Origin of the sequence: Bacteroides sp. M10, assembly GCF_014334015.1 — a bacterium.
Classification (GTDB): Bacteria; Bacteroidota; Bacteroidia; order Bacteroidales; family Bacteroidaceae; genus Bacteroides; species Bacteroides intestinigallinarum.
Genome location: NZ_CP060488.1, coordinates 1,842,559 through 1,865,778, shown reverse-complemented (window position 1 = coordinate 1,865,778; position 23,220 = coordinate 1,842,559). Strand labels below are relative to the sequence as shown.

The window sequence follows — 23,220 nt, the reverse complement described above, 5'->3', positions numbered from 1 at the left end:
ACAATTCTTCTTTTTACCATTCATAGAGATTCAGGTTAAAATATGCTTTATTGGCCTATTCATTAATATGACAGCCAGATTAATAAAAAGTATAGTGAGAAATGATTTTTTTATTCGTTCAGCCCTCCAACTCATCTTTTTATTAGTGAGTTTGGTCATCTTACATTTTTTCAATACCTTGCCCCCGAATTATCCATCGGAGAAACACAACCTGTGAGTATTCACCTGAATATATTAACTAATAAATCAAATATACGATTTCTGAAAGACATAATGGAAAAAAACCTGGAAACAGAGATTATCGAGGCCCTGAAATCGGGTAAAGAGGAGGCATTCCGATACATCTATAAAACTTACTATATAGATCTTTGCCGAATAGCGAGAGGGTATTTGACAGATTCTTATCTATCAGAATCTATAGTAGAAGATTTGGTGTATAGCCTATGGGAAAACCACTCTAAAATAACAATTAACACCTCATTGAAAAACTACCTTTTCAGAAGTGTGGCCAATAAGTGCATCAATTATCTTCAGCTTGAATATGTGAGAAGGGAAACAACCTGCTCGTCTAAAGATCTGACCATTTACAGCGATTTATGGTCTTTAGGCGAAAGTCCGGTTGAACATTTAGAGGGTAAAGAGCTACATTCTATTATCCAGAAAACGATTGACGGCTTATCTCCGGAAACCCGGAAGGTCTTTTTATTAAGCCGTTTTGAGAACAAAAGACAAGACGAAATTGCCGAGATCATGGGAATCACTATCCATACAGTGAAATATCACATGCGAAGTGCACTAGATAAACTGAAGGAAGCAGCAAAATCTTATCTTGCCCTGATCATAATGTTTATTACGAATATATTTAATTAATATTAAAAAGTAAAATAATTCACTATACTTCTTCTATTGACAAACTGTCCTGATAATAGCGCAGGTATGTGATTCTCAATAGATATTAAGTTTAAGATGGTATGAAAGAAGAATTTGATAAACTGATAGATGATTTCCTCTCGGGAAGTATCGCCAAAGAGGACTTACATAAGTTGAACGAATGGATATGCTCCGATCCGGAGAATCAGAAATATTTTGAACAGCAGAAACGAATCTGGCTTCTGTCTGCCGAATATGAAGATGTATCTGTACATGAAGAACGAGCCTATAACAGATTTGCGAAACGAATCCGTAAACATAAGATTGCCACGGCAAGAAAGATAAAAAAAGACTTATTTGTGAGGTATGCGGGTTACGCAGCAGCAATCATTATATTACTGTTCACCACCCCTCTTATAATTAACAATTTTACAACATCTGATGATTCTTTGATTTCTGAAGTATACGCTCCAAGAAAATCGAAGTTAAGAATGAAGCTTCCTGACGGTTCCACAGTGTGGTTAAATGCAGATTCCAAACTTTCTTACTCCGAGAGTTTTGGTCGGGAAAATCGCAATGTCCGACTGGAAGGCGAAGGATATTTTGAGGTAGAGCATGGAGAGCATCCATTTGTTGTACAAACAGACTCTGCACAGATCAAGGTACTGGGTACTAAGTTTGACATAAAAAATTATAGCGATGAAAATTATGTAAAGGTATCACTCTTAGAGGGTTCTATTGCCTTATCATGCATCAACAAAGAGTTTATAATGAAGCCTAACCAAACAATGATAGTTAACAAACTTGACCAAACTTATAAACTGACCGAGAGTGCTGACTATGCAGAACAGTGGATCAACTGCAGAGTTTTTTGGGATGAGGTTCCCATGTCGATCATTTCTAAAGAGTTGGAACGCCAGTTTGATGTGATATTCACATTTGAGTCAGAGCAACTCAAGAATTTGATTTTCCATGGAAGTTTTATTATTGAAACAAATAATCTGGAGAAAATTTTGGATATTATGGCCGAAACAAATAAATTTAGCTACTCAATTGAGAAAGATAAGGTATATATCTATTCATTGAAAAAGTAAGAAGCTAAATGAAGAATCTTCAAAAATAAGAATTATGACCCCACAAGAGTTTTTTAAGCACGACCTGTTCGCCGAAAATGCAGGAGTAGTACTGCTGGAAGTACGCCAAGGATATAGTAAAGCCAAGTTAGAAATAAAACCGGAGCATCTTAATGCAGGGGCCCGTACACAAGGAGGAGCCATTTTCACATTGGCAGACCTGGCACTGGCCGCAGCAGCCAACTCGCACGGTACACTGGCTTTCTCTCTCTCGTCCAGCATCACTTTTCTACGCGCAAGCGGACCTGGTGACACTCTTTTTGCCGAAGCACGCGAACGCTACATCGGTCGAAGTACAGGCTGCTATCAGGTAGACGTAACGAATCAGAACGGAGATTTGATTGCCACTTTTGAATCCAGTGTATTCCGGAAAGATCAGAAAGTGCCTTTCGAAGTTCAGGAATAAAAAACAGATAGGGCTGAAAGCTACCTTTGCGGGTGTACTTTCAGCCCTATCTGTTTTTTCTCTTTATCTCTATTTAACGATAGAAGTCAGCGGATGCCGGTTGCCGGTCACATTATTCAAGAATGCTTTTGCCGAACCGAAATTCAGGAACAAGTCCAGACGGATAGGAAGATGGTTCAAATCGTCCGTCACAAAGAAAGTAATCACTTCCTTCTCTTTTCCTTTCTTATCATATTCAACTAATGAGAAAATCAGGCAACGGTAAGTCACTCCATTTTCTGCTTTTACATTTTCTTTGCCGCGATAAATAAGCGTCTGTTCTTCCACTTTGCGGCCTGTAGCCATAGGGAACTTGATCTTATCTCCCACCTTGTAATCTGCAGGGTCGTAAGAACGTGCCTGTGCCAGAATACTCAACATATCGTATATACAGCGGCTATCGCTAGCTTCAGATTCATCAAACGCTCCATCCCGGTAAGTACGCTTCTGATTGACCAGGCAAAGACCGTTCTTATAAGAAAACCAAGCCTCATCAACCGTATAACGTTTTCCCTCTTCGGCGCCTTTACGGAAATAGCGCGGTTCCAGTTTTTCTCCAATCACACAAGTCAGCGTATCGCGCATCTTGAAAAAGAAGTCCGCCCGTTTACTGCCCAAAGCAAGCAGGTTAATCCGGTAGGCTGGTTGTGAATGATAAGTAGTAGCATTCGTCGTCAGACTGGCAAGTCCGGCTTTCACCCAGACAAACTTCCAGTTAAAATATAAATCATACATTACGTGTTCACCGGATTGAAACGCATCATTCTTCGCTTCACATTGGGCACTGGCAGGGAGGGCGAAAGCTCCCATCAGTAAGGCCACTAATCCGATAATAAAATTGCGTCGAACGCTAACGACGGCGGTTCTGACTATTTCGTTCCCGATCCTTTTTCTTCTTGTCTTCATCTGGTTTTTGTTTTTTAAGTTCATCCAGCTTTTGCTTATCCAGCGGAACTGCATGAATATCCCAACTTTGTTCTAGATCCCAGTTGGCTTTCGGCTCTAAAATCTGATTATAATAATACACCTCTTCGGGCTGCACCCCTTTTTCAAAATTACCGGTATCCCATTCACCGTTTCCATTCCGGTCGTTAATCAACCGGGCGGAGTACTTACCGGGATTTAAGTAATAAAAGTCGGCATAACCTCCCTCCTCTACTCTTCTTCGGCGTACCACTTTATCCTGCGCATCCAGCAGTTCAACAAAAGCATTAGGTTCCGCTCCCGTCACCACAAACGTGATTTTGGCATATTCTTCCAAACTACGCACCTTGAACCCTTGTTTTATTTTGTCTGTAAACAGTCCGTATATACCATGGAACGCAGTCGAGTCTACCGAAAATTCATATTCCAGCGTCGGCTCCCAATCATAATACAGATTAAACCTCTTTAGATTCACAGAGTCCTGTTCAAAGTCGAACGGTATATCTTTCCAGAGCGTATCTACCTTTTGCCGCAGATGGATGGCCGCAGTATCGAAACTGGCTATCGGTTCCTCAAAACTCAAAGAGATAGAACCATATACATCCATTGACGAAGGAGCACCGACATTTACCGGCAAGAATTTTGTCGGTTCGGGTTCATCCTCTTCACCTTTCTTTTTCTTCTTTTTCTTTTTGTCCTTATCCGGCTCCTCTTTCTTATATTTCTGCTTTGAAACGAGGTTGAGCGTATCTGTACGGGGCACTAACTGATTCAATGTATCCGTATAAAGATAAGTCAAGCTCATGGCAAGCGTATCTTGTTTAAAGAGCAGGGAGTCTTTTACCCAATAATGGATGGTGTCGTTCCGCTGATTCTTTTCGATAACAAAAGCATCCTTTTCATCGAAGTTCAAGCCTTTCAACACAGGCAAAGTATCCGCCTTACCGGCAAAATAGAACGTAAACTTCTGCGGAACCAGTCTTTCCGACTTGATAAGGTATTGCGAATAGTTGAGTTCTTTAAAGGCACGGAGGATAACATCATCCGGCAAATAATGCATATATTTCTTCTCAACAATCGTGTCGTAAGTCAATGAATCCACCCAAGCCGTATCCATGCGGATACGTTCTTCCATACGAGGGATAATCAACGAATCATGGAAAGCGATCATCTCGCTCTTCTGATTAAAAGTGAAGTTCTGGTCGGCATCCATCAAACCGTAGATACGATACTTGCCGGGAGCTATACCCCGGATAGAGAAACGTCCACGGCTGTCTGTACGTGCCACACGGTCGAAAGGCAATTTATTGAAAGCCGAATCGTTCAGGTTGGAATGCAGTCCGACGAGCATACCTTTAATAGGTTCCAAATTAGAAGCATCGAGCATTGTTCCCGACACCTCCATCGTATCGATTTCCGTACCGGTAGAGAACGTAAATGCAAAATTCCCTAGCGGATTACCTTCATTATTGTCGACAATCGCATCCGAGAAGTCAATCGTATAGGTAGTATTAGGCTTCAAAGAGTCGAGCAGGTTGACATGTATTCTCTTGCCGGAAGCCTTTATCTCCGGTTGCTGTATCTGGGGAGGAGAGACAACAACTTTCTCGGTTGCTTTCTCCAACTTAATAAACTCATCAAATACCAAAGAAATTTTAGTCCTTTCATTATTCAGGGCACCCGCAGCAGGAGTACTACCGATGAAACGGGGTGGCGTCTCATCATAAGGGCCTCCGTCCGGCCGTCCAATACTGGCGCAGGAATATAACATAACTCCCAGCGTTACTACCGGAAGCACCTTGCGAACTATTTGCTTTATCTTTTGATTCTCAAATTGTAACATGCTGCAAAAATAAGGGTTCTTATTCAATAAACACCACACTTTCTAGCTAATTTATTAAAAAAGGAAAGGGTGACATAAGGTAATAAACAATATTTGCGACGTTTTTATTTCTTTCTCACTAATAGATTTCGTTTTATTACCTAAAGAGATTACCTTTGTTGCCTGACATCTTTTCGTATAACTATAGTTATTCGCAAAGATAACTATAGTCTCCCTTTCGTATGACTATAGTTATACGAAAGAAAGACTATAGTCATACGAAGTAAGAATAGCTAATGAAACAAATCCTCACAGGCAATCGGATAAATAAAAGTACCGGTATAAAACAATTCTGATTATGAGTATACATTATGACCTTTACGACACGCCCGACATTCAGAAGAAAGGCGAAGAACAGCCGCTTCATCCTCGTGTTGTTTTCAACGGAACAATCGATCAGGAAGAATTTCTGGATCGTGTTCACAAATTCACCGGAATAAGCCGTAGCTTATTGGTTGGTGCCATGCAATCTTTTCAAAATGAATTAAGAGATCTGCTTGCAAACGGATGGATTGTGGAGCTAGGCGATATCGGATACTTTTCCGTCTCTCTGCAAGGACCTCCAGTGATGAAAAAGAAAGATGTGCACGCACAATCTATCAGCTTGAAAAATATCAATTTCCGGGCAGGTAAACAGTTCAAAAGAGAAGTAGGCCAGCAAATGAGACCGGAGCGCGGCAAATCATTCACCCGTCCTAACGGAAAAGGGCACAGTGAAAAAGAGTGTCTAGCCATCATCAACGAACATCTCCAACGATTTCCCTGTCTGACCCGTGCAGATTATTGCCGATTGACAGGACATGATAAGCAACGGGCACTTAATGAGCTGAATACTTTCATCGAACGCGGATTGTTGATACGCTACGGAGCCGGGAAACTGGTGGTTTATGCAAAGAAAACAGAAGAGTAAAAATATCATCATTTAGTGAAATTGGCAAAAATCCTATACTGAACAAAAGATAATTGTTCAGTATAGGATTCTCTTATATACCCACAAGGATAGGGAAGCTTAATAGTAAAAGCAGTAACTAGAGTCGTTCTATCTCTTCTGACGACAAACCAGTAGCTTCCATAATAGTACCGACAGAAATATTGAGAGATTTCAGTTTACGAGCAGTAATCATTTTTTCTTTTTCAATACCTTTTTCAATTCCTTGTTCTATTCCTTGTTTAAGTCCTTGTTTAAGTCCAATATCTCTCCCTTCTTCAAGTCCAAGTTGTCGTCCTTCTTCTTGTCCTTCTAATTTAGCAGTACTCAACACATCATTCTGTATCATAACTGCATCTATATGGCGATCATATGCTAGTTTTTCAGCCGTATCCATATTATAATAAACTAGTTTCTTACGAGCCTCTTCAAGTCCAGGAGCCTTTGTATCAGGACGTATACATCCTGTCTTTAAATATTCAATCCATTCTTCCAGAGGAGTAACAGCCACTTTATTAAATTCATTCACACGGATAAGAAAGTACTCTGGAAAGATTTCAGCAGGTAGCTTACGAACGATAGCTCCCTGCTCTTTGGTAGTAACTTTCAGATGGTCGCCCGTATGTACACCCAAGAATGTATTCTGGCCATGATAAAGATAATCACTCCCCTGCCCAATGTCGAAATAAAGGATACTGATAGAATATACCTTCTTCACATTAGAGTAGATTTCACCCAAATCAATATGCTCTGTTATAGTTTTAGCTACTCCATATAGAATTCGTTCCAGATAATAAAGTTCACGGGTGTTCTGCACCTCAACAAGAATAATTTCATCTTTACTATTACGAGCTTTAATATCTACACGATTAAATTTATCATCTTCCCGTTGCTGATTCCCTTCGCTCTCAAGGATTTCAATAATATGAATATTCTCGCCTAGTAATACCGTAAGGAAACCTTCGAGCACACCAAAGTTAGCCTTATTGCGTAAAAGCCTTTTGATTGCCCAATCAAAACGAATATATTTATCTTTCTGTTCCATAAGAATACGTTTTTAGCAAAGGTAAGCATTATATTGGTAAACGGGATAAATTTTAGTCAAAAGTATTATATCTAGCTATTTATCTATGATAGCTAATCATATTTATACTAACTTTTAGTAATTCAGAGAGGATGCCTTCCCTACCCCTGATATCCCAATATCTCAATCGGCATCTTCTTCTATCTTTCCGCCAAATCTTTTTACATAAAATCCCCAGTAAAGCAACACTCTACTTATTAATTAATTTATGAACGCACAATTCTTTTTTAGCTTGGCCATGAATTTCGGAAACCATACCTTTGCGTCGTGATCACAAAACAACAATAAAACAGATTAACTAACTATTAAAAAAGAAAGATTATGGCACTAAAGTATGTTGTCAAGAAAAGAGTTTTTGGCTTTGACAAAACAAAGACTGAAAAGTATGTAGCACAGAATGTAATTACCAATACGGTAAATTTCAGAGATTTATGCAAGGAAGTATCCATGTTCGGTATGATTCCGGAAGGTGCAGTGAAACACGTGATTGATGCACTGATTGACACATTAAACACGAACCTTAACAAAGGACTATCTGTACAATTAGGTGATTTCGGATGTTTCCGTCCGGGCATGAGCTGCAAAAGTCAGAAGGAAGAAAAAGACGTAGATGCCGATACTGTACGGCGAGTGAAAATTATATTTACTCCGGGATATAAATTTAAGGATATGCTGGATAATGTAAGTATTTACAAAACGGAAGGAAACGGCGGCAGCACCTCTTCCGGAAATGGAGGAAGCAATAAACCGGAAAATCCGGATGAAGGCGGTAGCGGTGAGGCTCCGGATCCTGCAGCATAGCGTATGAGCTATACAAGACATGAGTTATATGTACGTATAAACAACGTATAAGAGCTGACTAATGTAACAGCCTATTTTTATTAACGTGAGATTCCTTTCCCCCCCAGAGTGGAAAAGGGTGTCTCACGTTTTTTTACGCACCAGAGTCAGTAAAATACTCTATTTTCTAGCTAATTTATTAAAAACGAACCCTAATTGAATGATAATTAGCCCTCCACTGAATAAAATATTCCCTATCTTTGACTCCCGAAATTCAAACCTAATACAAAAAACCCATGAAGAAACAACTACTCTCTTGCTGCTTGGCTGCATTGGGACTGACAGCAATTCAAGCACAAAGCTTCAATGAGTGGAAAGACCCGGAAGTGAATTCCGTAAACCGCTCCGCTATGCACACTAATTACTTTGCTTACGCATCGGCTGATGAAGCTAAAGCCGGCATTAAAGAAAATTCAACGAATTTCATGACCTTGAACGGTCCGTGGAAATTCAACTGGGTGAGACATGCAGATGCACGCCCGACTGACTTCTATCAAACTAATTTCAACGACAAAGGTTGGGACGACCTTCAGGTGCCCGGCGTTTGGGAATTGAACGGCTACGGTGATCCTATCTACGTCAACGTAGGATATGCCTGGAGAAGCCAATTCAAAAACAATCCTCCGCTAGTGCCGACAGAAAACAATCATGTAGGCTCTTACCGGAAAGAAATCATCCTTCCCGCCGACTGGAAAGGCAAAGAGATTTTTGCACATTTCGGCTCGGTAACTTCCAATATGTACCTTTGGGTGAACGGACGTTACGTAGGATATAGCGAAGACAGCAAACTGGAAGCCGAATTCAACCTGACTAACTACCTGAAACCGGGTAAAAACGTGATTGCTTTCCAGGTATTCCGCTGGTGCGACGGCAGTTATCTGGAAGATCAGGACTTCTTCCGTTACTCTGGCGTAGGACGTGACTGTTATCTTTACGCACGCGACAAGAAATATATCCAGGATATTCGCCTCACTCCAGATTTGGACAGCCAATATAAAGACGGTACGCTGAACATAGCCGTTGACCTGAAAGGAAGCGGCACAGTAGCTTTGGATTTGACAGATATGCAAGGTAACAGTGTAGCAACTGCCGACCTGAAAGGCTCTGGCAAATTAAATACTACCCTATCCATCTCCAACCCGGCTAAATGGACTGCCGAAACGCCTAATCTCTACACGCTGACCGCTACACTGAAAAACGGTAACAACGTAGTAGAAGTAATTCCCGTTAAAGTAGGATTCCGCAAGATTGAGCTGAAAGGCGGACAGATACTCGTCAACGGACAACCGGTACTCTTCAAAGGAGCCGACCGTCACGAAATGGACCCGGACGGCGGTTATGTCGTTTCTCTCGAACGTATGTTGCAGGATATCAAAGTGATGAAAGAATTGAATATCAACGCTGTGCGTACCTGCCATTATCCGGACGACAACCGTTGGTATGACCTTTGTGACCAATATGGTCTGTATGTAGTGGCCGAAGCCAACGTAGAATCTCACGGAATGGGTTACGGCGATCAGACACTGGCAAAGAACCCGAGTTATGCTAAAGCTCACATGGAGCGTAACCAACGCAATGTACAACGCGGATACAACCATCCGTCCATCATCTTCTGGTCACTGGGTAACGAAGCCGGCATGGGACCGAACTTTGAGAAATGCTACACTTGGATTAAGAACGAAGACAAGACACGTGCCGTACAGTATGAACAAGCAGGAACCAGCGAGTTCACCGATATTTTCTGCCCGATGTATTATGACTACGACGCTTGTATCAAATATTGTGAAGGTAATATCCAGAAACCGTTAATCCAATGCGAATATGCACACGCAATGGGTAACTCACAAGGCGGATTCAAAGAATACTGGGATATCATCCGTAAATATCCGAAATATCAGGGTGGATTTATCTGGGACTTTGTAGATCAGTCCTGCCACTGGAAAAACAAAGACGGAGTAAATATCTATGGTTATGGCGGAGATTTCAACAAATACGACGCTTCGGACAACAACTTCAACGATAACGGTTTAATCAGCCCCGACCGCGTGCCTAATCCGCATGCTTATGAAGTGGCTTATTTCTATCAGGATATATGGACTACTCCTGCGGATCTTGCCAAAGGTGAAATCAATATCTTCAACGAATATTTCTTCCGCGACCTCTCTGCATATTATATGGAATGGCAATTACTGGCAAACGGGGAAGTAGTGCAAACAGGCATCGTGTCCGACCTGAAAGTTGCACCCCAGCAAACTGTGAAAGTGCAAATTCCGTTTGACGTGAAGAATATCTGTCCTTGCAAGGAATTGTTGCTGAATGTGAGCTATAAACTGAAAGCTGCCGAAACGTTGCTGCCGGCAGGAACGACTATCGCTTACGACCAGTTAAGCATCCGCGACTACAAAGCACCGGAACTGAAACTGGAAAATCAACAGGCTTCCAACATTCCGGTTATCGTGCCCAGTATTTTGGACAACGACCGCAATTACCTGATTGTGAAAGGTGAAAACTTCTCTATGGACTTCAATAAGCACAATGGTTACCTTTGTCGCTACGACGTCAACGGCATGCAAATGATGGAAGACGGCAGCGCACTGACTCCTAACTTCTGGCGTGCACCGACCGACAATGATTTCGGAGCCGGACTGCAACATAAATACGCTGCATGGAAGAATCCTGAACTGAAACTGACTTCTCTGAAACATGCTATTGAAAACGATCAGGCAGTGGTTCGTGCAGAATATGACATGAAGTCGATAGGTGGAACATTGTCACTGACTTATACTATTAATAATAAAGGTGCAGTGAAGGTTACGCAGAAGATGGTGGCAGACAAGAGTAAGAAGGTTTCTGAAATGTTCCGCTTCGGTATGCAAATGCGTATGCCTGTCAACTTCAACGAGGTAGAGTACTACGGCCGTGGCCCGGGAGAGAACTATGCTGACCGTAACCACGGAGCCATGTTAGGCAAATACCGCCAGACGGTAGAAGAACAATTCTATCCTTACATCCGCCCGCAGGAAACCGGAACCAAAACGGATATCCGCTGGTGGAGACTTCTAAATATTAGTGGTAACGGATTGCAATTCATATCGGATGCTCCTTTCTCTGCTTCTGCCCTGAATTATACCATCGAGTCATTGGATGACGGTGACGGTAAAGATCAACGTCACTCACCGGAAGTAGAAAAAGCAGACTTCACCAATTTCTGTATTGACAAGGCACAAACGGGGCTTGCTTGTGTGAACAGTTGGGGAGCTATACCACTAGAAAAATACCGTCTTCCTTACCAGGATTATGAGTTAAGTTTTATTATGACTCCTGTATATCATAAAATAAAGTAAAAAACATAGTTAAAAAACACGGTATCAGAGAACAAGAATACCGAATTTAAAGTACTTTTGCAGCCGGAAACTAATTTAACCGAATTAGTTTCCGGCTTTTTCTTCTTTACCCCCTTAATCTATATGGACGAATAGCACACTGGCAACAAACGCATTAAATTAAAAAAACAGATATTTAAAGTATGAAAAGTAGAATTGTTTTATTTGCATTTTGCGTAGCCCTCTTGTCTAGTTGTGGCAATAAGGGCAATGACACAGGAAAAGTTCCTGAATATGCAGTACAAGAGTTACAAAAGACAACCGCTAATTTAACAACTGCCTATCCGGCTACCATCAAAGGTAAACAAGACGTAGAAATCCGTCCGCAAGTATCGGGATTCATTACGAAACTATGCGTAGACGAAGGAGCAACTGTTCGTAAAGGACAAGTACTGTTCATTGTTGATCCTACACAATACGAAGCTGCAGTACGCACAGCAAAAGCTGCCGTTGCTACAGCCGAGGCTGCTGTACGCACTCAACAAATGACAGTGGACAATAAGCGTGAGCTTAACAAGAAGAACATCATCAGTGACTATGACTTGTCAATGGCAGAAAACTCATTGGCACAGACCCAGGCACAGTTGGCACAAGCAAAAGCACAGCTTACCACAGCTCAACAGAATCTCTCTTTCACCCAAGTGAAGAGTCCTTCTGACGGTGTTATCAATGATATCCCGTATCGTCTGGGAGCATTGGTTAGTCCTTCTATCGCTACTCCGATGACTACTGTTTCTGAAATTGAAGAAGTATATGTATATTTCTCCATGACAGAAAAAGAACTGTTGGCTATGACTAAAACAGGAGGTACTATCAAAGAAGAAATCAGCAAAATTCCGTCTATCAAACTTCAGTTGATTGATGGTACAGAGTACAGCATCGAAGGTAAGGTAGACGCAATCACAGGAGTGATCGACCAATCAACCGGCTCTGTAAGCATGCGTGCCCTCTTCCCGAACAAAGAACACATCTTGCGCAGTGGTGGAACAGCAAATGTACTGATTCCTTACACTATGGAAAATGTGATTACTATACCACAATCAGCAACAGTAGAAATTCAGGATAAGAAGTTCGTTTATGTTCTGCAACCGGATAACACGGTGAAATATACAGAAATCAAAATCTTCAACCTGGACAACGGAAAAGAATACCTCGTCACTTCAGGTCTGAATCCTGGAGATAAAATCGTAATCGAAGGCGTGCAGAGTCTGAAAGATGGTCAGAGCATACAACCGATCACACCTGCTCAAAAAGAAGCAAACTATCAACAGCATTTGAAAGACCAACACGATGGTAATTTAGCTACAGCTTTCAATTAAAAATTTAGATAATCGTATGAAGTTAGATAAATTTATTAACCGTCCGGTACTATCAACGGTTATTTCCATTTTGATAGTCATCCTGGGTGCTATCGGATTGGCAACATTGCCTATCACCCAGTATCCGGACATTGCGCCCCCTACCGTGTCGGTAAGGGCCACATATACGGGTGCCAGTGCGTCAACCGTATTGAACTCCGTCATCGCTCCATTGGAGGAACAGATTAATGGTGTAGAAAACATGATGTACATGACGTCAACTGCATCCAACACGGGTTCCGGTGATATTTCCATTTATTTTAAACAAGGAACAGACCCGGACATGGCTGCCGTCAATGTACAAAACCGTGTCTCCATGGCACAAGGTCTGTTGCCTGCCGAAGTAACCAAAGTCGGTGTAACCACGCAGAAACGTCAGACTTCCATGTTGGTAGTATTCTCTCTCTATGACGAGACAGATACATATAGTGAATCATTTATTGAAAACTACGCTAAGATCAACTTGATTCCTCAAGTTCAACGTGTACAAGGTGTAGGTGATGCAAACGTTTTGGGACAGGATTATTCTATGCGTATCTGGCTGAGACCAGATGTCATGGCACAGTATAAACTTGTTCCCGGTGATGTATCTGCAGCCTTGGCAGAACAGAATGTCGAAGCTGCTCCCGGGCAATTCGGTGAACGTAGTAATCAGACATTCCAATATACCATCCGCTACAAAGGACGTCTGCAACAACCGGAAGAGTTTGAAAACATCGTTATCAAATCTCTGCCTGACGGTGAGGTACTCCGCTTGAAAGATATAGCAGAAATTCAATTGGATCGTTTGGGTTATAACTTTACAAACCGTGTAGACGGTCATAAGTCAGTAACCTGTATCGTATACCAGATGGCAGGAACCAATGCAACACAGACCATCAGTGATATTGAGCAACTGCTGGATGAAGCATCAAAAACCTTACCTACCGGATTGAAGCTTAACATCTCCATGAATGCCAATGACTTCTTGTTTGCTTCTATCCACGAAGTGTTGAAGACGTTGATCGAGGCATTTATTCTGGTGTTTATTGTGGTATATATCTTCTTGCAGGATTTACGTTCTACGTTGATTCCGACCATTGCCATTCCGGTAGCTCTTATCGGTACTTTCTTCATTCTGTCTTTGGTAGGATTCAGTTTGAACTTGCTGACATTATGTGCGCTCGTCTTAGCCATTGCGATTGTGGTCGATGATGCTATTGTGGTCGTCGAGGGTGTGCATGCCAAGCTCGACCAGGGTTATACTTCCGCCCGTCTGGCTTCTATCGACGCCATGAATGAACTGGGTGGTGCTATCGTATCTATTACATTAGTCATGATGGCCGTGTTCGTTCCGGTAAGTTTCATGGGAGGTACGGCAGGAACATTCTATCGTCAGTTCGGTATGACTATGGCTATCGCTATCGGTTTGTCCGCATTGAACGCTCTGACATTGAGTCCGGCTTTGTGTGCTGTTCTTCTAAAACCGCATAAGAAAGAAGATGGAACGGAAGACTCTACATTGAAGGAACGCATGAAAGTAGCTTATACGGCAGCTCATACAACCATGATTAACAGATACACCGAAGCTATCGGAAAAATGCTGCATCCGGGCATTACACTTACTTTCACAATAATTGCCATCCTGGGTATGATCTTCGGTTTCTTCAGCCTCAATCCGGTAGTTACGGTTATTTTCGTACTTCTTAGTATTCTGGCACTGATCGGAATGAGCACGAAGAAGTTCAAAACCAGATTCAACGATACCTACGAGTCCATCCTGAAACGTTACAAGAAACGTGTATTATTCTTTATTCAGAAGAAATGGCTGTCTATGGGATTAGTCACCGCTTCTATTGTAATACTTATATTCTTCATGAACACCACCCCGACAGGTATGGTTCCTAACGAAGATACCGGAACCTTGATGGGAGCAGTAACACTGCCTCCGGGTACATCACAGGACCGCTCCGAAGCGATTTTGGCACGTGTAGACAGTCTGATCGCTTCTGACCCTGCTGTATTGTCACGAACCATGATTTCCGGATTCAGCTTTATCGGTGGTCAGGGACCTTCCTACGGTTCTTTCATCATCAAACTGAAAGATTGGGACGAACGTTCCATGATACAGAATTCGGACGTTGTAGTCGGCTCCTTATATATGCGTGCACAGAAGATTATCAAAGAAGCACAAGTATTGTTCTTCGCTCCACCTATGATCCCGGGTTACTCGGCATCTACGGATATTGAAGTGAATATGCAGGACAAGACCGGTGGTGAGTTGAACAAATTCTTCGATGTGGTGAATGATTACACAGCAGCCTTGGAAGCACGTCCGGAAATCAACTCTGCAAAAACATCTTTCAACCCGAATTTCCCGCAATATATGATCGATATTGATGCGGCGGCTTGTAAGAAAGCTGGTATCAGCCCAAGCGACATTCTGACGACTATGCAAGGATATTATGGAGGTCTGTATGCATCCAACTTCAACCGTTTTGGTAAGATGTATCGTGTTATGATCCAGTCTGATCCATTGTCACGCAAAAACCTGGAATCGCTGAAGAATATCAAGGTACGCAACAGTGCAGGTGAAATGGCTCCGATTGCCCAGTTCATCTCTGTAGAGAAGGTATATGGTCCGGATATTATCAGCCGTTTCAACCTTTACACTTCTATGAAGGTGATGGTAGCCCCTGCCAGTGGTTACACATCCGGTCAGGCACTGACTGCTCTTGCAGAAGTTGCTCAAGAAAACCTGCCTACCGGTTATACGTATGAATTAGGAGGTATGGCACGTGAAGAGGCGCAGAGTAGCGGAAGTGCTACGGGACTGATTTTTGTGCTCTGTTTCGTATTCGTTTACTTATTGTTGAGTGCACAGTACGAAAGTTACATACTCCCATTGGCCGTATTGTTGTCCGTTCCGTTCGGTCTGTTAGGTAGCTTCTTGTTTGTCAACGGTGTTAGTGCTATCGGTAATATCTCAGCATTGAAGATGATTCTCGGTACGATGTCCAACAATATCTATATGCAGATTGCATTGATTATGTTGATGGGTCTGTTGGCCAAGAATGCTATCTTGATTGTAGAGTTTGCCCTCGACCGTCGTAAAATGGGTATGAGCATCACTTGGGCAGCCGTATTAGGTGCCGGTGCCCGTCTCCGCCCGATTTTGATGACATCATTGGCTATGGTAGTCGGTTTGCTTCCGTTGATGTTTGCTTTCGGTGTAGGTGCACACGGTAACCGTACACTGGGTACTGCTTCTATCGGCGGTATGTTAATCGGTATGATTTGCCAGATCTTTATCGTTCCTGCCTTGTTCGTTATTTTCCAGTACCTGCAAGAGAAAGTTAAACCGATGGAATGGGAAGATATCGACAATACAGATGCCGTAACAGAGATTGAACAATACGCTAAATAATGAAATTCGATATGAAGAAACAGATTCTATATATGTTGTGTGCAACTGCTCTCTTGAGCAGCTGCCACATCTATAAGTCGTATGACAGACCCGAAGATATCACAACTTCCGGCCTGTATCGTGATCCGGTAGCGGATAATGATACACTGGTTTCGGACACGGCCAACTTCGGTAATCTGCCGTGGAGAGAAGTCTTCACCGACCCGCAACTCCAGTCTCTCATCGAAGCGGGACTGAAACAAAATACGGACCTCTTGTCTGCTGCACAGAATGTGAAAGCGGCAGAAGCATCCCTGATGTCGGCACGTTTGGCTTATGCTCCGTCACTGGGATTGTCTCCGCAAGGAACGATTAGCAGCTTCGACAAGAATGCAGCCACAAAAACTTATTCATTACCTGTCACAGCCAGTTGGCAAATTGATTTGTTTGGTCAGCTACTGAATGCAAAACGGAATGCCCAGGTTACTCTGAAGCAAACGAAGGCTTACCGCCAGGCAGTACAGACGCAGGTTATTTCTAACGTCGCCAATATGTATTATACATTAATGATGTTAGACCGTCAGTTGGAAATAACCAAGGCTACGGCAGAAATCCTGAAACAGAATGCCGAAGCGATGGAAGCTATGAAAGAGGGAGCTATATACAACATCAATTCAGCCGGTGTAGAACAAAGCAAGGCCGCTTACGCACAGGTACTTGCCAGTATTCCTGATATCGAGCAGAGCATCCGCGAAACGGAAAATGCACTGTCTACTCTTTTGGGAGAAGCTCCCCATGCCATCAAGCGTGGTGAATTGGAAGCACAAGTACTTCCAACCGAACTTTCCGCCGGTGTGCCTATCCAGCTATTATCCAATCGTCCGGACGTAAAAGCAGCCGAAATGTCATTGGCTAGTTGCTATTATAATACCAACTCGGCTCGTGCCTCTTTCTATCCGCAAATCACACTTAGCGGTTCAGCAGGATGGACAAACAATTCAGGAGCCGGAATCGTTAATCCCGGCAAATTGCTGGCTTCTGTTGTCGGTTCACTGACACAGCCATTGTTTTACCGCGGACAGAACATCGCTCGCCTGAAAGCTGCTAAAGCGCAGGAAGAACAAGCGAAATTATCTTTCCAACAAGCCTTATTGAATGCAGGTAGTGAGGTTAGCAATGCGCTAAGTTTATACCAAAAGACCAGTGAAAAGGTAGAATCTCGCCAAATGCAGGTAGAATCTGCTAAAAAAGCTTCGGAAGATACAAAAGAATTGTTTAACTTAGGGACCTCAACCTACCTGGAAGTATTGTCTGCACAACAGTCTTACCTGAGCGCACAAATCTCTCAGGTTTCTGATTGCTTTGATCGAATGCAGGCAGTAGTAAGCCTTTACCAGGCACTGGGTGGTGGAAGAGAAGAATAACTTTAAACATATACTATTATGATTAGTCCGTTAGCTTACGTAGATCCCGAAGCAAAGCTGGGCAAGAATGTAACTGTTCTGCCTTTTGCCTACATTGAAAAGAATGTAGAGATCGGAGATGACTGCGTCATCATGTCCTACGCTAGTATCTTGCAAGGTACTAAAATGGGAAAAGGAAATAAGGTACATCAGAATGCCGTCCTCGGAGCGGAACCACAAGATTTCCACTACACAGGAGAAGAAAGTAACCTGATTATCGGAGATAACAACGATATTCGTGAGAATGTGGTAATCAGCCGCGCTACATTTGCCGGCAATGCTACCAAAATCGGAAATGGAAACTACTTGATGGATAAGGTGCATCTTTGCCATGATGTACAAATCAGCAATAACTGTGTAGTAGGTATAGGTACTACCATTGCAGGAGAGTGTATGCTGGATGACTGCGCTATTCTAAGTGGCAATGTTACCCTACACCAATACTGTCATATAGGTAGCTGGACACTGGTACAAAGTGGATGCCGTATATCTAAGGATGTACCTCCATACGTTATCATGTCAGGAAATCCGGTGGCATATCACGGTGTAAACGCTGTGGTTCTCTCGCAACATCGCAATACATCGGAAAGAGTCCTCCGTCACATCGCCAACGCATACCGTTTGATTTATCAGGGTAATTTTAGCGTTCAGGATGCTGTACAGAAGATCATCGATCAGGTTCCTATGAGTGAGGAGATCGAGAATATTGTAAATTTCGTAAAGAACTCGGAAAGAGGGATTGTGAAATAAACAAAGTGACTTCATATAAAGAAGGTTGATACTTTTTCAAGTATCAACCTTCTTTTTTATCTTCAAATTCAGAGATTCAATTCATTATTCAAACTCCAATGTTCCGAAGAAATCGGGGCGGTGGAAATTCGGCTGTTCAATCTGTATCGGATTCCATGAAAGGAAATGAGGGGTCTGCAATTCATCGCCACACTTATAGAAATTAGCTTTTATCTCCTTTCCATCGAGCGAATCAATCTGGTGCTTAAAGAACACAGAATACGGAATAATAAGAGCCACTTCCCAGTCCGTTTCACCGATGCGTTCAGCAAAAGGCTGATTACCCAAACTAGACCAGCGTTGTACGTGAGCAGTCACTTCTTTCGGTGCATGTTCCCGGTTGTTACGGACAGGACCGGCACCCACCAAGATTGTTCCGATGCAATTGCATTCTATATTATAATAGATCCCGTCGCCTGCAGGTATGGAAAAGAATTCCACGCAGGAGTCAGTCCATACAGAACCGTTATCTTCTCCATACTTGGCACGTACACTCTCCTCTTTCACTTTAAAATGTAGCAAAATCGAGTTCTGTGTGTGAGCAATTCGAAAATTCACTTTAGGTTTGTAAGGATATTCAGCCCAATTGACACACTGGATCGGCTGAAAATCTATTTTTTCTTCATCGAATAGTTTAGGAAGCGAACAAGCCTCCACGTTAGCCGCACTAATTTTCTTTACTTTCATATATCTTTCGTTTGAATGATACAAATATAGTTACTTTCTTTGGTTTACACCTTATTTCTATGTTATTTTTAAATTGCAAATTATTACATCAAAAAATAATATTTAGTTAAATATTACTCATCTATTATATAATGAGATATTTTTTCATATATTTGCCATCACTTAACCGATTAAATAGATACTGTTTATGAAAACATCCCTTAAAGACATAGCAGAAACCTTAAAATTATCCAAGACAACAGTCTCTTGGGTACTTTCTGGTAAGGGGGATGAAAAAGGCATTAGTCTCGCTACACAAGAAAAAGTCTTTCAATGCGCCAAACAGTTGAATTACCAGCCTAATTTATTAGCCAGAAGCCTAAATACGGGTATATCGGGTACGATCGGATTAATCATACCGGATATTACAGACTCTTTTTACTCCAAAGTTGCCCGCTCTATAGAAATGGAAGCGGAAGCGCAAGGCTATTCATTAATGATTTGTAGCTCTGAATCTGAAATAGAAAGAGAAAACAGAATGATCCGGTTATTCAAAGCGAAACAGGTGGATGGAATTATAGTAGCCCCCACAAAAGTTTCTAAAATTGAAATACAGAATCTAGTCAAAGAAGGCTATCCATTAGTCTTATTTGACCGCTACTTTCCAGAGATGCAGACAAATTACATCATTATTGACAATGAAGGCAGTAGCTACGAGTTAGTAAAGAAAATGATCGATAACGGATCATCTAAAATAGCTATTATTACTACGAATCCTCATCTCCGCACAATGAATATGAGACGAGAAGGGTATGCCAGAGCTTTAATTGAAGCCAACCTACCCGTTGATCCTGATCTATATGGAGAGGTGACCTTTGTTGATTATGAGAAGAATGTTTTCAAGACTCTTGATCAAATATTCAGCAAAGTACCTGATGTAGATGGGTTCTTCTTCACAACCCATATTTTGGCTCTGGAAGCATTCCGTTACTTTTATGAAAAAGGAATCAATATAAATAAAGGATATGAATTGGCTTGTATTCATGGAGTATCAGCATTCCGTGTCTTAGCACCTAATATGAACATCGCAAGAATGCCGATAGAAGAGATCGGTAAGAATGCCGTAAGGATTCTACTTGGCGATATCAAATATCGCTTGGAAAATTCGACCGAAAAGAGAGAAGTAGAAACACTTGTCCTGCCATGTTCATTACCCTAGTCGTGATTTTATATTTTTTCTTCATTTACTTAACCGGTTTAGTGAGAATAAATAATGATATCAAATTAACAGATGTAATAATAAAGAAAATAGCCCTCTAATTATTAACATAAAGATACAGAATTATGAAGTTCCAAATTAAAAATGAAAAATACATGCTGGCTCTATTAGGACTTCTAGTATGGGCATGTAGCAGTAACAACATTGATATTGAAAATATGCGATGTGAATATCAAATTTCTCCGATTGGTATTGATTCACCAGCACCGCGTTTTACCTGGAATTACACAACCAATAATGAAGATGCAACAGAGTTTTCTCAAGACAGCTATCAGCTATATATCGCCACCCGGGAACAAGATTTGAGAAACTCATCCGATAATAGCTGGCAATCTGACACTATTTACTCTGACACTCCTCATGCGACCTATCAAGGATCAGAAAAATTGAAATCCAGAACTCGTTATTACTGGCAAGTAATAGTATGGGATAAAACAAAGGAACATAAGATTATCTCTCCTATATCCAGTTTTGAAACAGCTCAACTCAACCAAAGTGACTGGACAGGAGTATGGATTACTGATAATCATGATAAAGATTATACGCCAGCGCCCATGTTGCGCAAGTCGTTTATCGCTCAAGATGATATACAACAAGCAAGATTATATGTAAGTGCCGCTGCATATTATAAAATGACATTAAATGGTAAATCAATAACATCATCACATCTCAATCCGGGGTTTACTCATTATGATAAAAGAAATCTGTATAACACATACGACGTCACTTCGCAACTGCTCAAAGGAGAGAACGTACTATCTGCAATACTTGGGAACGGATTCTACAACGAATCGGCCCCTGTAGCAACATGGAGCTATGAGCAAGCCCGCTGGCGTAACCGCCCAAGAATGATCTGCGAAATGGAGATATTATATAAAAATGGAGAAAAGCAAACCATCCATTCAGATTCTACTTGGAAAACGAGTACCGGTCCTTATATACAAAACAATATTTATAGTGGTGATACCTATGATGCATGTCTTGCAATTGCCGGATGGGACAAACCGGGTTTTGATGACTCTAAATGGACAAATGCAATTCAGGTGGCTGCCCCTTCTCCCCTACTAGTATCACAAAGCATGCCTGCTATTGAAACGGAACAATTTATCACTCCAATCAATATGCGTTCTTTTGGTGATACAGTCTATGTATACGATTTTGGAGTTAATATGTCAGGGGTCTGTACTCTTTCTATCAATGGCAAGAAAGGCACTAAAGTCAGTATGCAACACGGCGAATTGCTAAAAGATAACGGACGCTTGGAAATGCGCAACTTAGATATTTACTACAAACCATTACCTAGCCTCGCTTTTCAAACAGACACTTATATATTGGACGGAAAACAAGGTACATTCACTCCAGATTTTACATATCATGGATTTCAATATGTAGAAGTTCGTTCAGATCGTCCTGTAAAACTTACTAAAGAGAGCTTAACCGCTCAATTCATACATACGGCTGTTCCTCCTGTTGGTAAATTCAGTTGTTCAAATGAACTATTAAATAAAATATGGAAAGCTGCTAATCAATCATACTTATCAAATCTGATGAGTATCCCGACTGACTGTCCCCAACGAGAGAAAAATGGATGGACTGCCGATGCACACATAACAATGGATTTAGGATTATTAAACTTCGATGGTATTACTTTCTATGAAAAATGGCTGGATGATATGATTGATAATCAAAATGAAGAAGGACGTATATCGGGAATCATTCCTAGTTCCGGATGGGGCTATGATGACTGGATAGGTCCTGTATGGGATGCTGCCATGTTTATCGTGCCAATGGCAATTTACCACTACTATGGAGATACAAGAAGCATCGAAAAACTATGGCCTGTATGCACCAAATACCTTGCCTACCTCGCAGGACGCGAGGACGCGGAAGGAACCGTAACTTACGGAATTGGTGACTGGGTATTCCATAAAACACAAACCCCTACAGAATTCACCACTACCTGCTATTATTATTTAGACAATCTGTATATGGCTAAATTTGCAGAACTCATTGGAAAAGATGGTAGTAGTTATGCTAAGAAAGCAGAAGAATTGAAATTGCTTATCAATCACAAATACTTCGACACATCCAAAGCTATTTATGCCAATGGTTCGCAAGCAGCACAAGGAGTTGCCTTATACCTTGGAATCGTTCCTAAAGAATACGAACAGCAGGTTGCAGATAATCTTTCTACGATGATAAAAGCCAATAAAAACCTGCTCGATTTTGGAGTTTTAGGCAGTAAAACAGTCCTGCGGATGCTTTCCAAATATGGATATGCTGACTTGGCATATCAGATGGCCGCACAAGAAGAAGCTCCATCTTGGGGTAACTGGATAAAACAAGGTTTCACTACACTGGCAGAAACATGGATACTTTCACCTGAATTTAGAGATGCCTCTGTAAATCACATGTTTCTTGGAGACATTAACGCATGGATGTACAATGTATTGGCAGGCATTAATTATGATGAACAGAAACCCGGATTCAAACATACTCTTATCCAACCTCATTTCGTAAAAGGTCTTGACTGGGTAAAAGCAGAATATAAATCTGTAAACGGAATCATTCGTTCTGAATGGGAACGTAAAGGAGAACAAGTGATTCTCAAAGTCACGATCCCAGTCAATACGAATGCAACAGTAGAATATAATGGTAAAAAGATAGATTTAAGGTCAGGAAAACATCAACTCACATTTTAATTGAAACAAAAGAAAGGAGGTTTAATAGAGGTATATAAAGAAGCAAAAATGAGACCGTTATGTAATACTATAAAAATATAACACTAGTT

16 protein-coding genes are annotated in these 23,220 nt (G+C 41.5%); 12 read left to right on the top strand and 4 right to left on the bottom strand.

Going from position 1 to position 23,220, the window contains the following annotated elements; all coding sequences use genetic code 11:
• Positions 1-273: 273 nt before the first annotated feature.
• From H8796_RS06700 to H8796_RS06690, 3 genes are all read left to right on the top strand, one after another.
• Entirely contained in the window at positions 274-870 is a 597-nt protein-coding gene (locus H8796_RS06700; protein ID WP_117936495.1) for an RNA polymerase sigma-70 factor, read from the top strand.
• A gap of 101 nt (positions 871-971) precedes the next feature.
• Complete coding sequence (locus H8796_RS06695) at positions 972-1,964, top strand: FecR family protein (protein ID WP_117936493.1); 993 nt, start codon at positions 972-974, stop codon at positions 1,962-1,964.
• A gap of 34 nt (positions 1,965-1,998) precedes the next feature.
• Complete coding sequence (locus tag H8796_RS06690) at positions 1,999-2,409, top strand: PaaI family thioesterase (RefSeq protein WP_117936491.1); 411 nt, start codon at positions 1,999-2,001, stop codon at positions 2,407-2,409.
• A gap of 69 nt (positions 2,410-2,478) precedes the next feature.
• On the opposite strand, the gene H8796_RS06685 is transcribed toward H8796_RS06690, so the two are convergent.
• Together H8796_RS06685 and H8796_RS06680 are read right to left on the bottom strand one after the other, a co-directional pair.
• A complete protein-coding gene (locus tag H8796_RS06685) occupies positions 2,479-3,354 on the bottom strand; it encodes a DUF3108 domain-containing protein (RefSeq protein WP_117936489.1) in 876 nt (291 codons plus the stop codon).
• The gene (locus H8796_RS06680) at positions 3,299-5,215 is read right to left on the bottom strand and encodes an Ig-like domain-containing protein (RefSeq protein WP_117936487.1); all 1,917 of its coding nucleotides are present in this window, start codon (positions 5,213-5,215) and stop codon (positions 3,299-3,301) included. Before H8796_RS06680 ends, H8796_RS06685 begins: the two co-directional genes overlap by 56 nt.
• Before the next feature lie 337 nt (positions 5,216-5,552).
• Here H8796_RS06680 and H8796_RS06675 point away from each other — a divergent pair, with 337 nt between their 5' ends.
• Positions 5,553-6,164, top strand: coding sequence for a DsbA family protein (locus H8796_RS06675; RefSeq protein ID WP_117936485.1), 612 nt, complete (start codon positions 5,553-5,555; stop codon positions 6,162-6,164).
• A gap of 118 nt (positions 6,165-6,282) precedes the next feature.
• Here H8796_RS06675 and H8796_RS06670 read toward each other — a convergent pair whose 3' ends face one another.
• On the bottom strand, positions 6,283-7,227 hold the full coding sequence (locus H8796_RS06670; protein WP_117936483.1) for an Rpn family recombination-promoting nuclease/putative transposase: 945 nt from the start codon (positions 7,225-7,227) through the stop codon (positions 6,283-6,285).
• A gap of 360 nt (positions 7,228-7,587) precedes the next feature.
• On the opposite strand from H8796_RS06670, the gene H8796_RS06665 reads away from it, so the two are divergent.
• The 6 genes from H8796_RS06665 (at position 7,588) to lpxA (ending at position 18,445) form a co-directional block, all read left to right on the top strand.
• Positions 7,588-8,067, top strand: coding sequence for an HU family DNA-binding protein (locus H8796_RS06665; protein ID WP_117936481.1), 480 nt, complete (start codon positions 7,588-7,590; stop codon positions 8,065-8,067).
• A 275-nt stretch (positions 8,068-8,342) separates the two neighbouring features.
• Positions 8,343-11,450: a glycoside hydrolase family 2 TIM barrel-domain containing protein gene (locus H8796_RS06660; RefSeq protein ID WP_117936479.1), complete on the top strand. Its 3,108-nt coding sequence runs from the start codon at positions 8,343-8,345 to the stop codon at positions 11,448-11,450.
• 182 nt (positions 11,451-11,632) lie between these two features.
• Positions 11,633-12,808, top strand: a complete 1,176-nt coding sequence (locus H8796_RS06655) for an efflux RND transporter periplasmic adaptor subunit (protein ID WP_117936477.1) — start codon at positions 11,633-11,635, stop codon at positions 12,806-12,808.
• 16 nt (positions 12,809-12,824) lie between these two features.
• Complete coding sequence (locus H8796_RS06650; protein ID WP_117936475.1) at positions 12,825-16,253, top strand: efflux RND transporter permease subunit; 3,429 nt, start codon at positions 12,825-12,827, stop codon at positions 16,251-16,253.
• 11 nt (positions 16,254-16,264) lie between these two features.
• Positions 16,265-17,656, top strand: coding sequence for a TolC family protein (locus tag H8796_RS06645; protein WP_117936522.1), 1,392 nt, complete (start codon positions 16,265-16,267; stop codon positions 17,654-17,656).
• 18 nt (positions 17,657-17,674) lie between these two features.
• Positions 17,675-18,445 (top strand): acyl-ACP--UDP-N-acetylglucosamine O-acyltransferase, encoded by a 771-nt coding sequence (gene lpxA / locus H8796_RS06640; RefSeq protein WP_008641754.1) that lies wholly within the window; start codon positions 17,675-17,677, stop codon positions 18,443-18,445.
• An 84-nt stretch (positions 18,446-18,529) separates the two neighbouring features.
• Here lpxA and H8796_RS06635 read toward each other — a convergent pair whose 3' ends face one another.
• Positions 18,530-19,171: a carbohydrate-binding family 9-like protein gene (locus H8796_RS06635; protein ID WP_117936473.1), complete on the bottom strand. Its 642-nt coding sequence runs from the start codon at positions 19,169-19,171 to the stop codon at positions 18,530-18,532.
• A 187-nt stretch (positions 19,172-19,358) separates the two neighbouring features.
• Here H8796_RS06635 and H8796_RS06630 point away from each other — a divergent pair, with 187 nt between their 5' ends.
• Both H8796_RS06630 and H8796_RS06625 read left to right on the top strand, forming a co-directional pair.
• Positions 19,359-20,369 carry a LacI family DNA-binding transcriptional regulator gene (locus tag H8796_RS06630; protein WP_117936471.1) on the top strand — a complete coding sequence of 337 codons (1,011 nt, stop codon included), beginning with the start codon at positions 19,359-19,361 and terminating at the stop codon, positions 20,367-20,369.
• Positions 20,370-20,494: 125 nt separating this feature from the next.
• Positions 20,495-23,131 carry a family 78 glycoside hydrolase catalytic domain gene (locus H8796_RS06625; RefSeq protein ID WP_117936469.1) on the top strand — a complete coding sequence of 879 codons (2,637 nt, stop codon included), beginning with the start codon at positions 20,495-20,497 and terminating at the stop codon, positions 23,129-23,131.
• The last annotated feature ends 89 nt before the right edge of the window (positions 23,132-23,220 follow it).

What these genes read in the sequence shown, in the direction of transcription:
- H8796_RS06695 (WP_117936493.1), top strand. Translation starts at nt 972, where the DNA reads ATGAAAGAAGAATTTGATAAACTGATAGATGATTTCCTCTCGGGAAGT.
- H8796_RS06670 (WP_117936483.1), bottom strand. Translation starts at nt 7,227, where the DNA reads ATGGAACAGAAAGATAAATATATTCGTTTTGATTGGGCAATCAAAAGG.
- H8796_RS06660 (WP_117936479.1), top strand. Translation starts at nt 8,343, where the DNA reads ATGAAGAAACAACTACTCTCTTGCTGCTTGGCTGCATTGGGACTGACA.
- H8796_RS06700 (WP_117936495.1), top strand. Translation starts at nt 274, where the DNA reads ATGGAAAAAAACCTGGAAACAGAGATTATCGAGGCCCTGAAATCGGGT.
- H8796_RS06650 (WP_117936475.1), top strand. Translation starts at nt 12,825, where the DNA reads ATGAAGTTAGATAAATTTATTAACCGTCCGGTACTATCAACGGTTATT.
- H8796_RS06685 (WP_117936489.1), bottom strand. Translation starts at nt 3,354, where the DNA reads ATGAAGACAAGAAGAAAAAGGATCGGGAACGAAATAGTCAGAACCGCC.
- H8796_RS06635 (WP_117936473.1), bottom strand. Translation starts at nt 19,171, where the DNA reads ATGAAAGTAAAGAAAATTAGTGCGGCTAACGTGGAGGCTTGTTCGCTT.
- H8796_RS06680 (WP_117936487.1), bottom strand. Translation starts at nt 5,215, where the DNA reads ATGTTACAATTTGAGAATCAAAAGATAAAGCAAATAGTTCGCAAGGTG.
- H8796_RS06645 (WP_117936522.1), top strand. Translation starts at nt 16,265, where the DNA reads ATGAAGAAACAGATTCTATATATGTTGTGTGCAACTGCTCTCTTGAGC.
- H8796_RS06690 (WP_117936491.1), top strand. Translation starts at nt 1,999, where the DNA reads ATGACCCCACAAGAGTTTTTTAAGCACGACCTGTTCGCCGAAAATGCA.
- H8796_RS06655 (WP_117936477.1), top strand. Translation starts at nt 11,633, where the DNA reads ATGAAAAGTAGAATTGTTTTATTTGCATTTTGCGTAGCCCTCTTGTCT.
- H8796_RS06675 (WP_117936485.1), top strand. Translation starts at nt 5,553, where the DNA reads ATGAGTATACATTATGACCTTTACGACACGCCCGACATTCAGAAGAAA.
- lpxA (WP_008641754.1), top strand. Translation starts at nt 17,675, where the DNA reads ATGATTAGTCCGTTAGCTTACGTAGATCCCGAAGCAAAGCTGGGCAAG.
- H8796_RS06665 (WP_117936481.1), top strand. Translation starts at nt 7,588, where the DNA reads ATGGCACTAAAGTATGTTGTCAAGAAAAGAGTTTTTGGCTTTGACAAA.
- H8796_RS06625 (WP_117936469.1), top strand. Translation starts at nt 20,495, where the DNA reads ATGAAGTTCCAAATTAAAAATGAAAAATACATGCTGGCTCTATTAGGA.
- H8796_RS06630 (WP_117936471.1), top strand. Translation starts at nt 19,359, where the DNA reads ATGAAAACATCCCTTAAAGACATAGCAGAAACCTTAAAATTATCCAAG.